This window comes from Mycolicibacterium sp. MU0053 (assembly GCF_963378095.1).
GTDB lineage: Bacteria > Actinomycetota > Actinomycetes > Mycobacteriales > Mycobacteriaceae > Mycobacterium > Mycobacterium burgundiense.
Genome location: NZ_OY726397.1, coordinates 3522038 through 3540834 on the forward strand (window position 1 = coordinate 3522038; position 18797 = coordinate 3540834).

An 18797-nucleotide genomic window follows, 5' to 3' on the forward strand; every position below is an offset into this window, starting at 1 on the left:
ACGCGGTCACCGTAGACGAATGAGGCGGTCAGGAGCGCCGCACAAACCGCCTCAAGTGGCGGTGCTGGCGCTGAAAACCTCGAGGTAGCGCGCCCGCTGCTGCTCGGGTGGGCAGCGGCCGTCGATGATGTCCTTGGCGGCCGCCACCGCGAGGGCCGGGGCAGCGACGAACCGGCCGGCGCGGGCGCGGGCCGCGTCGTAGACCGCGTCGGGGGCCACCAGTTCTTCGACGAGACCGATCGCGGCGGCCTCCTCGGCGTCGACGAACCGCCCGCTGAAGACCATGTCCTTGGCGCGGGCGGCGCCCACGACGGCCGCCAGCCGACCCAGTGCGGCGGCATCGGGGATGAAGTCCGCGAGGATCTCCGAGGCGGCCACCTTGACGTTGTCGCCGGCCACCCGCCAGTCGGCCGCCAACGCCAGCCACAACCCGCTGCCGAGCGCGTAGCCGGTCACGGCGGCCACCGTGGGTTTCGGGATCGAGGCGACGGCCTCGATGGCGTCATCGCGGACGGCGGCGGCGACATCGGCCTCGGCCGCGCTGAGGGTACGCAACTCCGGGACGTCGTCGCCGGCCGAGAAGATTTCGTGCCCCCCGAAGATGATCACCACCGAGATGTCCTCGCGCGCGCCGGCCTGCGCCGCGGTGGCCGCCAGTTCGCGGTACATCTGCCGGGACAGGGCGTTGGCCGGCGGGCGCGCGAGCCAGATGGTGCCGATGCCCGGATGGTCCGGGTCGGTGTGCAGGCTCACGAACTCGTGCTGAATGGTCACGGGGCACGTCCGGCGCGGGCCGCGTTGTAACGGTCGCTGTCGAAGAATTCGATCTCCCAGTTGCCGTTGGCCTCGGTCAGGTGCGGCTGCACGGCGACGATCTTGCGTTCGACGGCCAGGATCTCCTCGACGGTCCGGCCGCCGGCCAGCGAATCCAGCTGCGTCCAGGTGGGCGGCAGCAGGAAAATACGTTGCGCCGCGAACTCTTTGAGGGCCGCCTCGGGCTTGGCCCACGCCACCCGGTCCGATTCGGTGTTCTCCCCGTCGGCCAATTGCCCGGGCGGCAGCGCGCCGACGAAGAAGTAGGTGTCGTAGCGCCGGGTCCGTTCCTCCTCGGGGGTGACCCAGTTGGCCCACGGCCGCAGCAGATCGGCCCGCAGCATCAGCCCCTCGCTGCGCAGGAAGTCCCCGAATGCCAGCGAGTTGTCGGCCAGCGCCTGGCGCGCCTGTCGGTACACGCTGGCGTCATCGACAAGGAGATCGGGGTCGTCGGCGGCGCCGGCGAACAGCACGCCGGATTCCTCGAATGTCTCGCGGGCCGCGGCGCATACCAGCGCCAGCGCGAGGTCCTCGTCGACCCCGAGCCGCTCGGCCCACCAGGACGGCGGCGGGCCGTGCCAGTCGATGTCGGCGCTGCGGTCGCGGTCGTCGACACCGCCGCCGGGAAAGACGACCACCCCGCCGACAAACTCCATCGCCCGGTGGCGACGCATCAAGAACACCTCGGTACCGCCGGGCGCCTCGCGCACCAGCATGACCGTGGCGGCGGGGCGAACCGGCAGGGGCGCCTGAGAACTCATGCCCGTCTCCTGTGTGCGGCGCGACTGCGGACGCGTCGCGCGAAATAGCGTCCGTCGATGTTGTCGACGGTGATGGCCTGCCCGAATGCCTTCGACAGGTTCTCCGAAGTCAGGACGTCCGCGAGCAGGCCGCTGGCCACCGCTTCGCCCTCGGCCAGCATCAGGCAGTGCGAAAACCCCGGCGGGATCTCTTCGACGTGATGGGTGACCAGCACGATGGCCGGGGCGTCGGGATCGGCGGCCAGGTCGGCCATCCGCGCCACGAGTTCTTCGCGGCCACCGAGGTCGAGGCCCGCGGCGGGCTCGTCGAGCAGCAGCAATTCCGGATCGGTCATCAACGACCGCGCGATCAACACCCGCTTGCGTTCACCCTCGGACAGCGTTCCGTAGGTGCGGTCGGCCAGATGTTCGGCGCCGATGCTTTCCAACATGTCGACGGCCCGCGCATAGTCCTGGTCCTCATAGCGTTCCCGCCATCGGCCCAGCACCGAGTAACCGGCCGAGACAACGAGGTCGCGCACCACCTCGTCGGTGGGAATCCGCTGTGCCAGCGCTGAAGACGACAGCCCGACGCGGGCCCGCAGTTCCGAGACGTCGACGCGACCCAACCGCTCGCCGAGCACCCAGGCCGTCCCGGTGGAAGGGTGCTCCATGGCGGCGGCGATGCGCAGCAGCGAGGTCTTGCCCGCGCCGTTGGGCCCGATGATCACCCAGCGTTCGTCGAGTTCGACCTGCCAGCTCAGCGGTCCGATGAGGCTGCGTCCGCCGCGACGCAACGCGACGTTGCGGAAGTCGATCAACAGGTCGGCGTCGGTGACGTCGGCTGGGGCGGTATCGGCTTCGGGCACTCGACCATGGTAGTCATGCGATTTCGCGACCGGTTCGCCCGCCGCACCCATCGGCTCGCCTAGTCCGGTGGGATCTCGACGCGGCGCAGCGTGCCGTCGACCGCGTCGGCCGCTTCGATCTCGCCCCGCGTGATACCCAGAAAGAACAGCACCGTGTCGAGGTACGGATAGCTCAGCGAGGCGTCGGCAACCTCCCGCAGAGCGGGTTTGGCGTTGAACGCGACCCCCAGTCCGGCGGCGGCCAACATGTCGATGTCGTTGGCGCCGTCGCCCACGGCCACGGTCTGCTCCATCGGCACGCCGGCCTGGCTGGCGAAATCGCGCAGCGCCTTGGCCTTTCCGGGACGGTCGACGATGGGTCCGGTCACCCGGCCGGTGAGCTTGCCGTCGACGATCTCCAGGTGGTTGGCCGCGACGTAGTCCAGCATCAGTTCCTCGGCCAGCGGCTCGATCACCTGGCGGAACCCGCCGGACACCACACCACAGTGAAATCCCAACCGGCGCAAGGTCCGCAGCGTGGTCCGCGCACCGGCAGTCAGTTGGAGCTCCTGGGCCACCTCGTCGACGACCTCGGCCGGTAGACCGGCCAGGGTCGCCACGCGTTCCCGCAGCGAATCCTCGAAGTCGAGTTCGCCGCGCATCGCCGCCTCGGTGATCTGCGCGACCTTGGCTTCGGCGCCCGCACGCGCGGCCAGCATCTCGATGACCTCGCCCTGGATCAACGTCGAGTCCACATCGAAGACGATGAGCCGCTTGGCCCGTCGTTCCAACGAATAGTTCTCGACGGCAAGGTCCACGCCCTGCTCGCGGGAGACGCGCGCCAGCTGCTTCTGCAGATTCTTGGCGTTGCCCGGGGGTACCGAGACCCGCAGTTCCAGCCCGGTAACCGGATAGTCGGAGACGCCGCGAATGGTGTCGATGTTGACGCCGAGCGCGGCGGCCTCACGGGCCAGGACACCGAACGCCTCCGCGGTGATGGGCCGACCCAACACCACGATGGTGTGCGTGGACGGCTCCGCGATGACCTGCATGTCGTCGCTGCGCTCGATCGTCACCTCGAGGCCCACGTCGTGGATGGCCTTCTCGACGGCGTCGTTGAACTCCGTGCCGCCGACCACCTCCGGTCGCCCGGACACCAGCACTCCGAGGGTGAGCCGACCGCGGATCACCACCTGCTCCACATTCAGCAGCTCGACCCGGTGGGACGAGAGCACGCCGAACAACGCAGAGGTGACGCCCGGTCGGTCCACACCGGTGACTGTGATGAGGACCGACACCTTCCCCGATGAGGGGGCCACGGTCACCCCTTAGGTGCGGACGTTTGCGTCGTCGAGCCGGGTGACGTCACCATCATCGGGACCGTGAGACCGTCCCACGTGCGCCTCGGCCCGCATCCGCTCCACCATGTGTGGATAGTGCAGCTCGAAGGCCGGCCGCTCGGAACGGATCCGCGGCAGTTCGGTGAAGTTGTGCCGCGGCGGCGGGCACGTGGTGGCCCACTCCAGGGAGTTGCCGTAGCCCCACGGGTCGTCGACCGTGACGACCTCGCCGTAGCGCCAGCTCTTGAAGATGTTCCAGACGAACGGCAGCACCGAGATGCCGAGGATGAACGAGCCGATGGTGGACACCACGTTGAGCGTGGTGAAACCGTCGGTGGCCAGGTAGTCGGCGTAGCGACGCGGCATGCCCTCGTCACCGACCCAGTGCTGCACCAGGAAGGTGGTGTGGAAGCCGATCAGGGTCAGCCAGAAGTGCAGCTTGCCCAGCCGCTCATCGAGCATCCGCCCGGTCATCTTCGGGAACCAGAAGTAGATGCCCGCGTAGGTGGCGAACACGATGGTGCCGAAGAGCACGTAGTGGAAGTGCGCCACCACGAAGTAGCTGTCGGTGACGTGGAAGTCCAGCGGCGGGCTGGCCAGCAGCACACCCGAGAGGCCACCGAGCAGGAACGTGACGATGAAGCCGACCGAGAACAGCATCGGCGTCTCGAACGTCAACTGGCCCTTCCACATCGTGCCTATCCAGTTGAAGAACTTGATACCGGTGGGCACCGCGATCAAGAACGTCATGAAGGAGAAGAACGGCAGCAGCACGGCCCCGGTCGCGTACATATGGTGCGCCCACACCGCCAGCGACAGTGCGGCAATGGCCAGGGTGGCGTAGATCAGCGTGGTGTAGCCGAAGATCGGCTTACGGGAGAACACCGGGAATATCTCACTGACGATGCCGAAGAACGGCAACGCGATGATGTACACCTCGGGGTGCCCGAAGAACCAGAATAAGTGTTGATACAACAACACACCGCCGTTGGCCGGGTCGTAGATGTGTGCACCCAGATGTCGGTCGGCGGCCAGGCCGAGCAGCGCCGCGGTCAGCAGCGGGAACGCCAGCAGCACCAGGATCGAGGTCACCAGGATGTTCCAGGTGAAGATCGGCATCCGGAACATCGTCATACCGGGGGCGCGCATGCAGACCACGGTGGTGATCATGTTGACGCCACCGAGGATGGTGCCCAGACCACTGACGGCCAGGCCCATGATCCACAGGTCGCCACCGGCACCCGGCGAGTGCAGGGCGTCGGACAGCGGCGCGTAGGCGGTCCAGCCGAAGTCGGCGGCGCCGCCGGGGGTGATGAACCCGGAAGTAGCGATCAGGGCGCCGAACAGGAACAGCCAGAACGAGAATGCGTTCAGCCGCGGGAACGCCACGTCGGGCGCGCCGATCTGCAGCGGCAGCACCAGGTTGGCGAACCCGAACACGATCGGCGTCGCATAGAACAGCAACATGATGGTGCCGTGCATGGTGAACAGCTGGTTGAACTGCTCGTTCGACAGGAACTGCAGGCCCGGCATCGCCAGCTCGGTGCGCATCAGCAACGCCATCAGCCCGCCGACGAAGAAGAAGAAGAAGCAGGCGACGCAGTACATGATGCCGATCAACTTGTGATCGGTGGTCGTGATGAGCTTGTAGATCAGGTTGCCCTTGGGACCCATTCGCTCCCTATAGGGACGAGTGGCCTCGAGTTCCCGCAACGGGGGCGCTTCGGCGGTCAAGAACTCCTCCAAACATCCGGATCCGGGCATGGTGCCAGGGGACTTAGATCTTCTGTGCCTGAATCCTAGCTCCCATCCGCGCCGCTGTCGGCACGGGTCCGACAATCTGTCGTAGATGTCGCGATCCGCGGCCTTCGGACGTGGCCCGACCTGCGGCTCGAGGCGGATCCATCGGTGGGTGTTACCGTCGGCCCCGTGCCGATTCGCGTCACTTCCGTCACCCTCGCCGCAACGTTGACGCTGCTGGTCGCGGGCTGCTCCGCGCCGCAGGGCCAAACCCCTGTCACGCCGTCGAGCACCGTGATCACCAGCACGACGACCGTCGCCGGTGCGGGCGTGCTGGGCAATGAGCGCCGACCCGACGAATCGTGTGCGGCCGAACCCATGGCGCCGGACCCCGGCGAGTCCCCCCGCCGGGTCGGCAGCGGGACCGAACGCGGCGACATCGACGTGCCGGCCGACCCGCAGCGCATCGTGGCGCTCTCCGGCGATCAACTCGACGTGCTGTGCGCGTTGGGGCTGCAGTCGCGCATCGTGGCTGCGGCCCTGCCGGACGGGTCCGATTCCCAGCCCGCCTATCTGGGCACCGTCGTTCATGAACTGCCCGCAGCGGGATCGCGGACATCGGTGGACGCCGCCGCGATCACCGCCGCCGCGCCCGACCTGATCCTGGGGTCCCAGGCGTTGACCCCGCAGGCCTACGGCGAGTTGTCGGCCATCGCGCCGACGGTGTTCACCGGCGCCCCCGGCGCCGACTGGCGCGACAACGTGCGCGCCATCGGGGCGGCGACCGGACGCGCCGACGCGGCGGCCGAGGTGATCGACAACTTCATGGCCGACGCCGAACAGACCGGCGTCGCCAATGACGCCACGCACTTTCAGGCCTCGGTGGTGCAGTTCACCGAGGACACCGTGCGGGTGTTCGGCACCCGGAACTTCCCGGCCAGCGTCCTGAGCATCGTCGGGGTGGATCGTCCTGCCGCACAACGCTTTACCGATGATGCCTACGAAGAGATCGATATCACCGACGTCGACGACGCCGACCTTTCCGCCGCCGACGGCGACATTGTGTATGTCTCGTTCGACTCCCCGGCCGCCAAGGATCGCGCCACCACGGTGATGGGTGGCGACGCCTGGCGGGCATTGTCGGCGACCCGCGACAACCGCGTGTTCGTCGTCAACAACGAGGTCTGGCAGACCGGGCAGGGCCCAGTGGCCGCCCGCGGCATCCTCGACGATCTGCGGTGGCTCAACGCCCCCATCAACTGACCCAGTGGCACCTCGGAAGGACCCCATGTTTCACGTTCTGACGCTCACCTACCTGCAACCCCTCGAGGTGGTCGACAAGACCCGCCCCGATCACGTCGGGTGGATCCAGCGCGAGATCGAGGCCGGCCGGCTGCTGCTGGCCGGGCGCCAGGAATCCCAGCAGGGCGGGGTGCTCATCACCGGTGATATCGACACCGCCGCGGCCGAGGAGTTGATGGCCAATGACCCCTATCAGCTGGCCGGACTGGTGCGCTACGAGCGGCTGAGCTTCACCGGGTCGCTGCGCGCGGCCGGACTGTAGCGGTTCCTGCCGGCCCTAGTCTTGACACAGAACCGCATAGTTTCGCCACGGAGAGGGCAGCCACCAAAGATGACCACCACAGTTTCCGCCTACGCAGCCACCTCAGCCACCGACCCGCTGACCAAGACCACCATCGAGCGGCGCGACGTCGGGCCCCACGACGTGGCCTTCGACATCAAGTTCGCCGGCATCTGCCATTCCGACATCCACACCGTCAAGGCCGAATGGGGCCAGCCGAACTATCCGGTGGTGCCCGGCCACGAGATCGCGGGTGTGGTGACCGAGGTCGGCTCGGCGGTCACCAAATACCAGGTCGGTGACCGTGTCGGCGTCGGATGCTTCGTCGATTCGTGCCGGGAGTGTGCGAACTGTCAGGCCGGCATCGAGCAGTACTGCACCGGCGGCGGCATCCGCTCGACCTATAACGCGACCGAACGCGACGGCAGTCCCACCTACGGCGGGTACAGCACCGCGATCGTCGTCGACGAGAACTACGTGCTGCGCATCCCGGACGCCATCCCGCTGGACAAGGCCGCTCCCCTGTTGTGCGCGGGCATCACCGTGTACTCGCCGCTGCGGCACTGGAACGCCGGCCCCGGCACGCGCGTCGCGGTCATCGGCCTCGGCGGCCTCGGTCACATGGCGGTCAAGATCGCGGCCGCGATGGGCGCCGAGGTGACGGTACTGAGCCAGTCGCTGAAGAAGATGGAGGACGGGCTGCGGTTGGGCGCCCAGGCCTACTACGCCACCAGTGATCCGGACACCTTCAAGAAGCTCACCCGCGGCTTCGACCTGATCATCAATACCGTCTCGGCGAACCTCGACATGGGCGCGTACCTCAACCTGCTCGACGTCGACGGCACCCTGGTTGAGCTGGGTGCCCCGGAGAAGCCGCTGGTGGTCCCGTTCTTCCCGCTGGCCGGCATGCGCCGCAGCCTGGCCGGGTCGATGATCGGCGGCATCGCGGAAACCCAAGAGATGCTGGACTTTTGCGCCGAGCACGACGTCGCCTGCGAGGTCGAGGTGATCGACGCGTCCTACATCAACGAGGCGTACGAGCGGGTTATCTCCAGCGACGTGCGCTACCGGTTCGTCATCGACACCGGCACGATCTGAGCCGGGCGGGTCAGAACTCCCAGTCGTCGTCCTCGGTGTTGACGGCCTTGCCGATGACGTAGGAGCTGCCCGACCCGGAGAAGAAGTCGTGATTCTCGTCGGCGTTGGGGCTCAACGCCGACAGGATCGCCGGGTTGACGTCGGTCTCGTCCTTCGGGAACAGCGCCTCATAGCCGAGGTTCATCAGCGCTTTGTTGGCGTTGTAGCGCAGGAACTTCTTGACGTCCTCGGTGAGTCCGACCCCGTCGTAGAGATCCTGGGTGTACTCCACCTCGTTGTCGTAGAGCTCGAACAGCAGCTCGTAGGTGTAGTCCTTCAGCTCCTGACGGGTGGCCTCGTCCTGCAGCGCGAGGCCCTTTTGGTACTTGTAGCCGATGTAGTACCCGTGCACCGCCTCGTCGCGGATGATCAGCCGGATCATGTCGGCCGTGTTGGTCAGCTTGGCCCGGCTGCTCCAGTACATCGGCAGGTAGAAGCCGGAGTAGAACAGGAAGCTCTCCAACAGGGTGGAGGCCACCTTGCGTTTCAGCGGCTCGTCACCGTTGTAGTACTGCAGCACGATCTCGGCCTTGCGCTGCAGGTTGGTGTTCTCCTCCGACCAGCGGAACGCGTCATCGATCTCGGCGGTCGAGCACAGCGTGGAGAAGATCTGGCTGTAGCTCTTGGCGTGCACCGACTCCATGAATGCGATGTTGGTGTACACCGCCTCCTCGTGGGGGGTGAGCGCATCGGGGATCAGGCTGACCGCGCCGACCGTGCCCTGGATGGTGTCGAGCATGGTCAGGCCCGTGAAGACCCGCATCGTGAGTTGCTTTTCGTGCTCGGTCAACGTCCCCCACGACGGGATGTCGTTGGACACCGGCACCTTCTCCGGCAGCCAGAAATTGCCCGTGAGGCGATCCCAGACCTCGGCGTCCTTCTCGTCTTGGACACGATTCCAGTTGATGGCCGAAACCCGATCAATCAGCTTCATTCCGTCGGACACCTGAACCCCTCTTGAACGTGACGCTGGAAAGGACGAACCTGTGTCCGCAACACTACCGCTGGGGGCCCATAACAGGCGGTAACACAACACGTTGTGTCGCCGGCGGCGGCAGGGGTCCTAGCCGCCGGCCGTTTCGGCCGGCTCGCCGGCGTCGTCCCTGGGTACGGCCTCGTGGATGGGCAGGTCCGGGTCGATTCGGACCCCGAGCAGCGCCGTGGTCCCGATGATGGCGCCCATCATGATGGTGGTGAGGTGCGCGATGAACTTCTCGCGCGGCATCCGGCGGGGACTCTCCGGGCTGGGACCCAACCACCAGTCGGTCGAGGATGCGGCCGTCCCGAATGTCGCGAACGCCGCCAGTTCGATCGCCTCGCGGTCGAGTTCCATCTCTCGCAACTCGTTGTTGAACAGCTCGGCCATGGCCAGGGTGATCTCGCGGCCCTCGTTCACCGCGCGCATGGTGGCCTCGGCCTGCTCCGGGAAGCGACCCTGCAACACGAACCGCACGACGTTGGGATGTTCGTCCACCAGGTAGACGTATTGCTCGATGCTGCGCTGAATGACCTCGCTGGCCGAATCCGTGGTGAGGTTGATGACCGGATAGATCTCGGCCCACAGCATGTCGCGCAGACGTTCCCCGATCGCCTGGAAGAGGTCCGACTTGTCGGTGAAGTGCCGGTAGATCTTCGGCTTGGCCGTCCCGGCCTCTTCGGCGATCTCGCGCACGCTGACCTCCGGGCCACGGCGGTCGATCGCGCGGAACGCTGCGTCGACGATCTCGGCCCGGACCTGCTTGCGGTGCTCACGCCAACGTTCGCTGCGGGCGTCCACTTTGGGCCCGGCGGTGGTCTCACCGCCCGGCTTCGGCTTGGGTCGAGGCACAACGCGCACGATCAGCACTGTACTCGCCCCCGGGGTGCTGACCTGGCCATACACGGTGGATGGCGCACTGTGCCGGTGATGACATGGGTCACAGAATGGTCAGACTCCCCGAAAGACATTGGGACTCAGCGAATTAGTCCCGAGACGGACGTTTCCGCACCCGGTTCTCGCAAGAAATGTCGTTAACATGGTGGTAGTGCCCAAAACAACCGAGGACCGAATCGAGATCTGTTAGTGACGCGGCGATTCGACATTGCGATCGCGGGCGGCGGGCCGGCTGGATCGGCGGCGGCGTGGCAAGCAGCACAGGCCGGCGCACGAGTGGTCGTGCTGGACAAGGCCGAGTTCCCGCGTGACAAGCCGTGCGGTGACGGACTGACCGCGCGCGCGGTGAGCTACTTGCAGAAAATGGGCCTCGGTCGTGAGGTTGACCAGTTCCACCGGGTGAACCGGGTCACCGTCTTCAGTCCGAGCCGGTGGGAGCTGTCCTTCCCCAAGCGTCCCGGCATGCCCGATCACGGGCACACGGTCAGCCGCACCCAGCTGGACGCGCTGTTGCTCAAACACGCCGAGTCGGCCGGGGCGACCATCCGGCAGTCGGCGGAGGTCGCCCGCCCCGAGCTCGATGACGCGGGTCGGGTGGCCGGGGTGGCACTCAAGAACGGCGAGAAGGTCCTCGCCGACGCGGTGATCGCGGCCGACGGCGCCTACTCCCCCATCAAACGGGCGCTGAACATCGACTCGCAGTACCGGGGCTATTCGGCGATTGCGATCCGGGCCGAGATGCCGCTCGGCCGACCGGATTCCGACAGTCTCGACATCTATCTCAAGCTTCGGTTCGGAGACGATCAGCTGCCCGGCTACGGCTGGGTGTTCCCCATGGGCGAAGGTCGGTTCAACATCGGCCTGGGCTACGTCAACAGCTATCGAAACTGGCAGTCCATCAACGCAACTCAGTTTCTGGGCGAGTTCCTGCGCACGTTGCCGCCGGAGTGGGGGCTGCCCGACATCGCCGAACTGAAGAAGAACAAGAGTGTGCGCGCCTGGCGGTTGCCGATGGGCTTCACGACGTGGCCGCCGTGGCGGCCCGGGGTGCTGTTCGCCGGGGATGCCCTTGGTGCGGGCAAGCCCGCCTCCGGTGCCGGGATCTCCAAGGCGCTGGAATCCGGTTTGACCGCGGGCGAATGCGCGGTGGCCGCGTTGACCAACGGCGGCCCCGACGATTTCACCAACTACGCCCAACGCATGGACGCGGCGTGGGGTTCGGAGTACCGGCGCGGGCGCCTCGTGCACCGACTGCTGGGCCACCCCGTCATCGCCGACGCCGGCCTGAAGGCGATCGACAATGCGTTCTTCCGTGACCGGTTGCTCAAGGCGCTCTACAAGAAGGCGCAGGGTCCGCAGCACAGCTACTGAGGACGGGGTCTCGCGTTTTGACTCGGTGGGTGGCTGATCTCGAGGTAGCCGAGGATCGCTCCTGCTCACCGAAAGCTGTCGCGGCCGAATCCAGCTTCGCTCCGGTGTTCGACGTGCGGGCCGCCAACCGCCGCGCCATCGCGTCGACCGCAGCCTGCACCGCCGAAACCGCCGCCGAAGGGCTGATGCGCCGGGCCCACGCCGACCCGACCAACACCGCCAACCAAGTCCACCGCCGCCGCATCATGCTGCGTCGCCAACGACTGCAGGCCACCCAGCGGCATAACAGTTGATGAGGCAACGACCGCAGTCAGCACCACACTCCAACACCACCAGGCAGCGATTGATGCCTGGGTGGCGAATGGCGCTCCCGATCGGCTGAGGCTTTCGCTACCGTTCGATTGCGGGGAGGTACTTGTCCGAGGCGCCAACGCCCCTGTGCCTGGCACTGCCGTGCTCGTAGTACTGAAAGGACTCGGAATGGGCAATGGATCGTGTTGACGGGATACCCCACAAGATGAGTGACCTCCCAGTGCCGTATGACCTAGAGCAGTTTTTTGGTGCATATTTTCACCAGGATTGGCCTCTTGAAGCCGACGACTGGCACGGAATTGTCGCTCTCTACTCAGCTTCTTCTACACGCACTCCAGAGCACCTCCGGACACTCGCTGCGCACGTCGATGAGTTGCGGGCCAGCCGACTTGATGAGTCCGAACTGCACGCCGTGATGATGAAAATGGGCGGCTTCTACGACCCTCGGCCTGAATCCACCTATAAAGACTGGTTGGGTACGGTCGCCGAGCAACTGCGCCTGCACGCGGCCGCAATCGAATCCGGCGACAAGCCCCCACCACCATGAACGATGGCTCAGTTCCACACGCGATTCAGCAGTTCTTCGCTGCCTACTTCCACCAGGATTGGGATCTGGAAGCCGACGATTGGCAAGGAGTCGTCGACATCTACGTCAACGACGACCCCACCGCCGCACCCCTACGGACACTGGCCCAGGAAATTGACAACCTACGCGAGACCCGTACCGAGCCTGAACTTGAGCAACTCCTGGCGCACACGATCGGCGCCTACCATAACCCCCGGCCCCTGCCCTTTACAGAATGGCTGGGGCAGGTCGCCCACCGGCTGCGCCTGCACGCCACCGCAATCGAGAATGGCACCGCGCTCTGAACACCATGAGGGACACTCAACTTCGCCTGTTCCACCAGGAATGGGGTTTCGGGCCGACCCCACGCGGCGGTTAGGACACAGGGGCCTTCGCCAGCCCGATGCAGCACCGAATGGACTGATCATGGACGCACGAATACTTGACGATGCAATCGTCATGAGCACTAGAGATTCCGTCATTCCCGCAGTCGACCGCTGGAAGGTCATTACTGCGTACGGCCCCGAACACGGTTGCGCTACCTCAATTGATGAACGCAACATTGCTCCGTAGCGCCGCTGACCGGTAGCGGGTGCAACGTAAAGTCGCGACTATGGATCAACGCATCAGCCTGATCACGCTCGGCGTCGACAACCTCGCATGCAGCCGGGCTTTCTTCGAACAGGGCCTGGGCTGGACGGCCAGCGGCGAGTACGACGAGGTGGCGTTCTACCAACTGCCCGGCATCGCGCTCGCGCTGTTTGGTCGCGCCGATCTCGCCGCGGACACCGGGGTGGCGGTCGACGGCCGGTTCAGCGGTATCAGCATCGCGATCAACGAACGCACCGAAGCCGACGTCGACGCCGTGATGGCCCGAGTGCAGGCCGCCGGAGCCACCGTCGTCAAACCGCCGCACAAGACCTATTGGGGTGGTTACTCCGGCTACTTCGCCGACCTCGACGGTCACGTCTGGGAAGTCGCCGTGAACCCGGCCTGGACCATCAATGCTGATGGCACCGTGACGATCTGAGCGCGGCCGATCCCGTCAGCGTCGACCGCGCTTCGGCCGACCCGGCTTGCCGCCGCCCTTGCCCCCCGCGGCGGCGCGGGCGGCCTGCTTGGCCAGCGTCTTCTCCCGCGCGGTCCGTTTCGGCACCTGCTGGTCCAGTCCCCGCGATGATCCGGGCCTGCGGCCCCGCACAATCCCGATGAATTCCTCGATCAGCGCGTGCTGCGACCCTTCCGGAACGGCCAGCGCCACCGGACAGGTCGGCGCGTCGGTGATCGGGCGGTAGGTGAGGTCCTTGCGGTGATACAGCCGTGCGAGCGACTGTGGGACGACTAGCGATCCCATCCCGGCGGCGACGAGTTCTATTGCCTCAATGGTGGTTTCGGGCCGGTGATCGACCGTGGCACCGGTACTCGTCCAGGCGAGAACGTCGTCCAGCGGGAGCAGCACCGGTTCGCCGTCGAGGTCCGCGGCGGTGACCGCGTCGTCGGCACTGAGGAGGTGGTCGGTCGGCACCACGACCACCGTCGTCTCCTCGTAGAGCGGGATGACGGCCAACCCGGAGGTGTCGGTCGGCAACCGGAGCACCGCCAGGTCGACGGTGCCGGCCCGCACTTCGGCGGCCGCGTCGGCGGCGGCGACGGTGCGCAGCTGCAGCAGTACGTCGGGTTGGCGCTGCGCCCAGGTCCGAGCCCACTTCGCGGGTGTCGCGCCGGGCACGTACCCGAGGGTGAGGGAGCGCAGGGTCACCGCATCAGGCTACCGATACGCTGGTGCCATGAGCAGGCCGAATGCGCAGTCCATGAAACCCGCCACGGCGGCCAAGAAGCTGGACGTGTACTTGCCCGCCACGCCTGCTGAATTCCAGGAGAACCCGATCACCCGTGACGAGCTTGCGGCCCTGCAGGCGGACCCGCCGCAGTGGCTCAAGGACCTCCGGAAGAACGGGCCGCACCCGAAGAACCTGGTAGCGGCCAAGCTGAGCATCTCGATCGCCGGTCTCGCACGCGGCGGCGTCGGCGATGCGCTCACCACCGAGCAGATCGATCAACTGATCGAGGAGATGCCGGAGTGGTTGGTCGCCGAACGCGAGAGCTATCAGCAGGTCCTGCGGGAGGAGCGCCGCCTCAAGGCCCTGCGTGCGGATCAGGCTCGCGAAGGCTGATTCTGGGGCGGACACGGCGGCATCGCGCGCCGGCCTGCCGAGACCGCAGCGACACTGGGACCGCAGCCAGCCTGAAGCCTCGTCGAAGGTGCGGATTCATCCGCTCCAGCGGCGTGTTGCGGATGAAACCGCACTATCGAACATCCCAGCCAGAGCGTGCGGGTCGCAAAGCCGTCTTGGCGACAGGTGCACCCAACATGCTCAAACGAGTGCAGGCCAGGGGAACATCTCCCCCTGGCCTGCGACTTTGCCCAAGCTCTACAGCATGCAGGACACGCAGCCCTCGACTTCGGTGCCTTCCAGCGCCATCTGCCGCAACCGGATGTAGTACAGCGTCTTGATGCCCTTGCGCCACGCGTAGATCTGCGCCTTGTTCACCTCGCGGGTGGTGGCGGTGTCCTTGAAGAACAGCGTCAGGCTCAACCCCTGGTCCACGTGCTGGGTCGCCGCGGCATAGGTGTCGATGATCTTCTCGTACCCGATCTCGTACGCGTCCTCGTAGTACTCGAGGTTGTCGTTGGTCAGGTACGGCGCCGGGTAGTAGACGCGGCCGATCTTGCCTTCCTTGCGGATCTCGATCTTCGACGCCACCGGGTGGATCGACGACGTCGAGTGGTTGATGTAGGAGATCGACCCGGTCGGCGGAACGGCCTGCAGGTTCTGGTTGTAGATGCCGTGCTTTTGCACGGACTCCTTCAACCGCACCCAATCCTCTTGGGTGGGAATACGAATGTTGGAATCGCTGAACAGCTGACGAACCTTGTCGGTCGCCGGCTCCCACACCTGATCGGTGTACTTGTCGAAGAACTCACCCGAGGCGTACTTCGAGCGTTCGAAGCCCTTGAAGTGCGCGCCACGTTCGATCGCGATGCGGTTCGACGCGCGCAGCGCGTGGTAGAGCACGCAGTAGAAGTAGATGTTGGTGAAGTCGATGCCTTCTTCGGAGCCGTAGTGGATCCGCTCCCGCGCCAGGTACCCGTGCAGGTTCATCTGTCCCAGGCCGATGGCGTGGGAATCGTTGTTGCCCTGCTCAATCGACGGCACCGAGGTGATGCTGGTCTGATCCGACACCGCGGTCAGGGCCCGAATCGAGACGTCGATGGTCTGCGCGAAGTCCGGCGAATCCATGGCCTTGGCGATGTTCAGCGAGCCAAGGTTGCAGGAGATGTCCTTGCCGATCTTCTTGTAGGACAGGTCATCGTTGTACTCCGATGCCGTGGAGACCTGCAGGATCTCCGAGCACAGGTTGGAGTGGGTGATCTTGCCGTCGATCGGGTTGGCGCGGTTCACCGTGTCCTCGTACATGATGTACGGATAGCCGGACTCGAACTGCAATTCGGCCAGCGTCTGGAAGAACTCGCGGGCCTTGATTTTGGTCTTGCGGATCCGGCCGTCGTTGACCATCTCGTGGTACTTCTCGGTGACCGAAATGTCGGCGAACGGTACCCCGTAGACGCGCTCGACGTCGTACGGCGAGAACAGGTACATGTCGTCGTTCTTCTTGGCCAACTCGAAGGTGATGTCCGGGATGACGACGCCGAGGCTCAGCGTCTTGATCCGGATCTTCTCGTCGGCGTTCTCCCGCTTGGTGTCCAGGAAACGGTAAATGTCGGGGTGATGCGCATGCAGGTACACCGCCCCGGCACCCTGGCGAGCACCGAGCTGATTGGCGTAGGAGAACGAGTCCTCCAGCAGCTTCATGATCGGGATGACACCCGACGACTGGTTTTCGATGTTCTTGATGGGTGCGCCGTGCTCGCGAATGTTGGTCAGCAGCAACGCCACTCCGCCGCCGCGCTTGGACAGCTGCAGCGCCGAGTTGATGGAGCGACCAATGGACTCCATGTTGTCCTCGATGCGCAGCAGGAAGCAACTCACCGGCTCGCCGCGCTGCTTCTTACCCGAGTTGAGGAACGTCGGCGTGGCCGGCTGGAATCGGCCTTCGATGATTTCGTCGACGACCTTCTCGGCCAGCGCGGTGTCACCGGCGGCCAGCGTGAGCGCCACCATCACGACACGGTCCTCGAAACGCTCGAGATAGCGCTTACCGTCGAAGGTTTTCAGCGTGTAGGAAGTGTAGTACTTGAACGCACCGAGAAAGGTCGGGAACCGAAACTTCTTGGCGTAGGCGCGATCCAGCAGTTCCTTGACGAAGTTGCGGGAGTACTGATCGAGCACCTCACGCTCGTAGTAGTCCTTCTCGATCAGGTAGTCGAGCTTCTCATCCTGGCTGTGGAAGAACACGGTGTTCTGGTTGACGTGCTGCAGGAAGAACTCCCTGGCCGCCAGCACATCCTTCTCGAACTGAATCTTGCCGTCGGCGTCGTAGAGATTCAGCATCGCGTTCAACGCGTGGTAGTCGAGCTCTGTCTGGCCCCCGGAATGCGCAGGCTGCGCCCCCGAAGTGACTACAGGTTCTGCAGCTGTGACGGTAGGTGACACGTCTGTTCCTTCCAGAAGTCTTGCAAGCCCGCGCGGACGGCGAATACGTCGTCCGTGGTTCCCATGAGTTCGAATCGGTAGAGATAGGGGACGCCGCATTTGCGGGAGACGATGTTGCCCGCATAGGCGAACTCGGCGCCGAAGTTGGTGTTGCCCGCAGCGATCACGCCGCGGATCAACGACCGGTTGTGTTCATTGTTCAGAAAGGCGATGACCTGCTTGGGGACGTAGCCCGCACCGTCGGGGTCCGGTCCGTTGGCGCGACCGCCGCCGTAGGTCGGCAGCACCAGCACGTACGGGGTGTCGACCTCGACGCGGCCGCGCAGTGGGATGCGAATGACATCGTCGGCGGGCAACTCCAGTTTCGCCACGAACCGGTGGGTGTACTCGGAGACGCTGGAGAAGTAGACGAGGCTGCCGCGCGGATGATCTGCGCGTTCGGTGCGCCCGGTGTCAATGTTCGCCATTTCGGCCCCTCCTTCCCCGGCACCCGATCGTGACTTTCTCCTCAAGCGATCGCGGCCGGGGCCCCCGCCAGCGCCTTGATCCGGTCCGGCCGGAAGCCTGACCAGTGCTCGCTGCCGGCGACGACGACGGGCGCCTGCAGGTAGCCCAGCGCCATCACGTAATCGCGCGCCTCGTCATCCACGCTGATGTCGACGACCTCGTAGGCGATGCCCTGCTTGTCCAGCGCCTTGTAGGTGGCGTTGCACTGCACGCAGGCCGGTTTGGTGTACACGGTGACGCTCATCTTCTCCTACGTCTCCCTCACTATGCTCAGCGAAGTCGATGGGTTGATCGACTTGTACTCGAATACGGATTTGTTCAACTGTGGGACTCACTGCTATTCAGCACGCCGGTCGGGCCCGGAATTCCATCTCGCCGGTACCCCCTCCGCCGAGGTTCCTCGGCGTGAACCGGGGTGAACCGAGTCGGTTTCTGCGGTCCGGCTGCCCTCGATGATCTTGGGTCTGTCGGCCTGTCAGACACTACACCTAGTGGCCGACATTGCGAAGAGATACCAGATGTTCTGAACAACATTCGTGGAATTCCCAGGTCGTAAGCCCCCGGGGCACGCCGCGCCCCGGCGTGTCGCAGATCACAACACGCCGAAAGTGCCTCGGCTCCGAGCGGAATGTGCTCCACGGCTGACATCTCTACCACCGGCCACCGACAGATCCATCCCGGGCGCTCCCGCGCCTCGGGCGCCGGGCGGGCTACAGCAAAGTCGCCGACGGGTCAAGGCAGACCCGCCGGCGACACGCCGTCGACTACGTGCGAATGCTCAGTTGGCGACCAACGAGGTGGCGACCTGACCGGACAGTTTGGTCAGCACCTCACGCAACTGGCCGCTGAAGGTCGCGTGCTCACCCGGGTGCTTGCCGTCGAACTCAGTCGTCGGCACGGACAACACCGCGTCCTCGACCGGGCGCGCCCCGGCGATGCCGAAGGACTTGCGCGCCTCGTCGTGGGCCCAGGTACCGCCGTAGCGGCCGAGCGCCGCCCCGATGATCGCCACCGGCTTGCCCTTGATCGCACTGTCGCCGTAGGGCCTGGAGAGCCAGTCGATCGCGTTCTTGAGCACGGCCGGGATGGTGCCGTTGTACTCCGGCGTCACCGCCAGCACGGCGTCGGCGGCCAGCGCGGCATCTCGCAGCGCCGCCGCAGCGGCGGGGACGTTGTCGTTGTCGAGGTCCTCGTTGTAGAACGGCACCTGACCGAGTCCCTCGTGCATCGTGAGCACGACCCCCGCCGGCGCGTTGTCCGCCGCCAGGGCGGCGATCTGTCGATTGATCGACTCCGCGCGCAGACTGCCCACCAGCACCAGCACGTTCACCGCGTCCGCCTCGGCCATTTGTA

At 65.6% G+C, this 18797-nt stretch carries 21 protein-coding genes; 9 read left to right on the forward strand and 12 right to left on the reverse strand.

All coding sequences use genetic code 11. The features are described from left to right. Window positions 1–51: 51 nt before the first annotated feature. Genes RCP80_RS16545 through ctaD form a run of 5 tightly spaced genes read right to left on the reverse strand, consistent with a single transcriptional unit; the run spans window position 52 to window position 5475 of the window. Complete coding sequence (locus RCP80_RS16545) at window positions 52–774, reverse strand: enoyl-CoA hydratase-related protein (RefSeq protein ID WP_373693364.1); 723 nt, start codon at window positions 772–774, stop codon at window positions 52–54. After that, window positions 771–1574 (reverse strand): NUDIX hydrolase, encoded by an 804-nt coding sequence (locus RCP80_RS16550; RefSeq protein ID WP_308478705.1) that lies wholly within the window; start codon window positions 1572–1574, stop codon window positions 771–773. Before RCP80_RS16550 ends, RCP80_RS16545 begins: the two co-directional genes overlap by 4 nt. Further along, the gene (locus RCP80_RS16555) at window positions 1571–2422 is read right to left on the reverse strand and encodes an ABC transporter ATP-binding protein (RefSeq protein WP_308478706.1); all 852 of its coding nucleotides are present in this window, start codon (window positions 2420–2422) and stop codon (window positions 1571–1573) included. The genes RCP80_RS16550 and RCP80_RS16555 overlap by 4 nt, the downstream gene beginning before the upstream one ends. Window positions 2423–2481: 59 nt before the next feature. After that, complete coding sequence (gene serB, locus RCP80_RS16560; RefSeq protein ID WP_308478707.1) at window positions 2482–3720, reverse strand: phosphoserine phosphatase SerB; 1239 nt, start codon at window positions 3718–3720, stop codon at window positions 2482–2484. A gap of 9 nt (window positions 3721–3729) precedes the next feature. Then, entirely contained in the window at window positions 3730–5475 is a 1746-nt protein-coding gene (gene ctaD / locus RCP80_RS16565; protein ID WP_308482888.1) for an aa3-type cytochrome oxidase subunit I, read from the reverse strand. Between the two features lie 195 nt (window positions 5476–5670). On the opposite strand from ctaD, the gene RCP80_RS16570 reads away from it, so the two are divergent. From RCP80_RS16570 to RCP80_RS16580, 3 genes are all read left to right on the forward strand, one after another. Beyond that, entirely contained in the window at window positions 5671–6744 is a 1074-nt protein-coding gene (locus RCP80_RS16570; RefSeq protein WP_308478708.1) for an ABC transporter substrate-binding protein, read from the forward strand. Window positions 6745–6769: 25 nt separating this feature from the next. Continuing rightward, window positions 6770–7045, forward strand: a complete 276-nt coding sequence (locus RCP80_RS16575) for a YciI family protein (RefSeq protein WP_308478709.1) — start codon at window positions 6770–6772, stop codon at window positions 7043–7045. A gap of 69 nt (window positions 7046–7114) precedes the next feature. Further along, the gene (locus RCP80_RS16580; protein WP_308478710.1) at window positions 7115–8161 is read left to right on the forward strand and encodes an NAD(P)-dependent alcohol dehydrogenase; all 1047 of its coding nucleotides are present in this window, start codon (window positions 7115–7117) and stop codon (window positions 8159–8161) included. 10 nt (window positions 8162–8171) lie between these two features. On the opposite strand, the gene nrdF is transcribed toward RCP80_RS16580, so the two are convergent. Together nrdF and RCP80_RS16590 are read right to left on the reverse strand one after the other, a co-directional pair. Further along, window positions 8172–9134: a class 1b ribonucleoside-diphosphate reductase subunit beta gene (gene nrdF / locus RCP80_RS16585; RefSeq protein ID WP_373693365.1), complete on the reverse strand. Its 963-nt coding sequence runs from the start codon at window positions 9132–9134 to the stop codon at window positions 8172–8174. Window positions 9135–9263: 129 nt separating this feature from the next. Beyond that, a complete protein-coding gene (locus RCP80_RS16590) occupies window positions 9264–10037 on the reverse strand; it encodes a TetR/AcrR family transcriptional regulator (RefSeq protein WP_373693366.1) in 774 nt (257 codons plus the stop codon). A 225-nt stretch (window positions 10038–10262) separates the two neighbouring features. Here RCP80_RS16590 and RCP80_RS16595 point away from each other — a divergent pair, with 225 nt between their 5' ends. The 5 genes from RCP80_RS16595 to RCP80_RS16615 all read left to right on the forward strand — a co-directional run bounded on the left by RCP80_RS16595 (window position 10263) and on the right by RCP80_RS16615 (window position 13351). Next, window positions 10263–11444 carry an NAD(P)/FAD-dependent oxidoreductase gene (locus tag RCP80_RS16595; protein ID WP_308478712.1) on the forward strand — a complete coding sequence of 394 codons (1182 nt, stop codon included), beginning with the start codon at window positions 10263–10265 and terminating at the stop codon, window positions 11442–11444. Between the two features lie 29 nt (window positions 11445–11473). After that, window positions 11474–11737 (forward strand): hypothetical protein, encoded by a 264-nt coding sequence (locus RCP80_RS16600; protein WP_308478713.1) that lies wholly within the window; start codon window positions 11474–11476, stop codon window positions 11735–11737. Window positions 11738–11931: 194 nt separating this feature from the next. After that, window positions 11932–12303: a contact-dependent growth inhibition system immunity protein gene (locus tag RCP80_RS16605; RefSeq protein ID WP_308478714.1), complete on the forward strand. Its 372-nt coding sequence runs from the start codon at window positions 11932–11934 to the stop codon at window positions 12301–12303. Continuing rightward, the gene (locus tag RCP80_RS16610) at window positions 12300–12626 is read left to right on the forward strand and encodes a contact-dependent growth inhibition system immunity protein (RefSeq protein ID WP_308478715.1); all 327 of its coding nucleotides are present in this window, start codon (window positions 12300–12302) and stop codon (window positions 12624–12626) included. The genes RCP80_RS16605 and RCP80_RS16610 overlap by 4 nt, the downstream gene beginning before the upstream one ends. Before the next feature lie 308 nt (window positions 12627–12934). After that, a complete protein-coding gene (locus tag RCP80_RS16615; RefSeq protein ID WP_308478716.1) occupies window positions 12935–13351 on the forward strand; it encodes a VOC family protein in 417 nt (138 codons plus the stop codon). A 15-nt stretch (window positions 13352–13366) separates the two neighbouring features. On the opposite strand, the gene RCP80_RS16620 is transcribed toward RCP80_RS16615, so the two are convergent. Next, window positions 13367–14080: a LysR family substrate-binding domain-containing protein gene (locus tag RCP80_RS16620; protein ID WP_308478717.1), complete on the reverse strand. Its 714-nt coding sequence runs from the start codon at window positions 14078–14080 to the stop codon at window positions 13367–13369. A gap of 28 nt (window positions 14081–14108) precedes the next feature. Here RCP80_RS16620 and RCP80_RS16625 point away from each other — a divergent pair, with 28 nt between their 5' ends. After that, window positions 14109–14495 carry a DUF5997 family protein gene (locus tag RCP80_RS16625; RefSeq protein ID WP_308478718.1) on the forward strand — a complete coding sequence of 129 codons (387 nt, stop codon included), beginning with the start codon at window positions 14109–14111 and terminating at the stop codon, window positions 14493–14495. A 258-nt stretch (window positions 14496–14753) separates the two neighbouring features. Here the strand turns inward: RCP80_RS16625 and nrdE are convergent, their stop codons facing one another. The 4 genes from nrdE to RCP80_RS16645 form a co-directional block, all read right to left on the reverse strand. Next, window positions 14754–16937: a class 1b ribonucleoside-diphosphate reductase subunit alpha gene (gene nrdE / locus RCP80_RS16630; RefSeq protein WP_308478719.1), complete on the reverse strand. Its 2184-nt coding sequence runs from the start codon at window positions 16935–16937 to the stop codon at window positions 14754–14756. Beyond that, window positions 16904–17404 carry a class Ib ribonucleoside-diphosphate reductase assembly flavoprotein NrdI gene (nrdI, locus tag RCP80_RS16635; protein WP_308478720.1) on the reverse strand — a complete coding sequence of 167 codons (501 nt, stop codon included), beginning with the start codon at window positions 17402–17404 and terminating at the stop codon, window positions 16904–16906. The genes nrdE and nrdI overlap by 34 nt, the downstream gene beginning before the upstream one ends. A 41-nt stretch (window positions 17405–17445) precedes the next feature. Next, on the reverse strand, window positions 17446–17688 hold the full coding sequence (nrdH, locus tag RCP80_RS16640) for a glutaredoxin-like protein NrdH (protein WP_308478721.1): 243 nt from the start codon (window positions 17686–17688) through the stop codon (window positions 17446–17448). Window positions 17689–18222: 534 nt separating this feature from the next. Further along, a complete protein-coding gene (locus RCP80_RS16645; protein ID WP_308478722.1) occupies window positions 18223–18792 on the reverse strand; it encodes an NADPH-dependent FMN reductase in 570 nt (189 codons plus the stop codon). Between the last annotated feature and the right edge of the window lie 5 nt (window positions 18793–18797).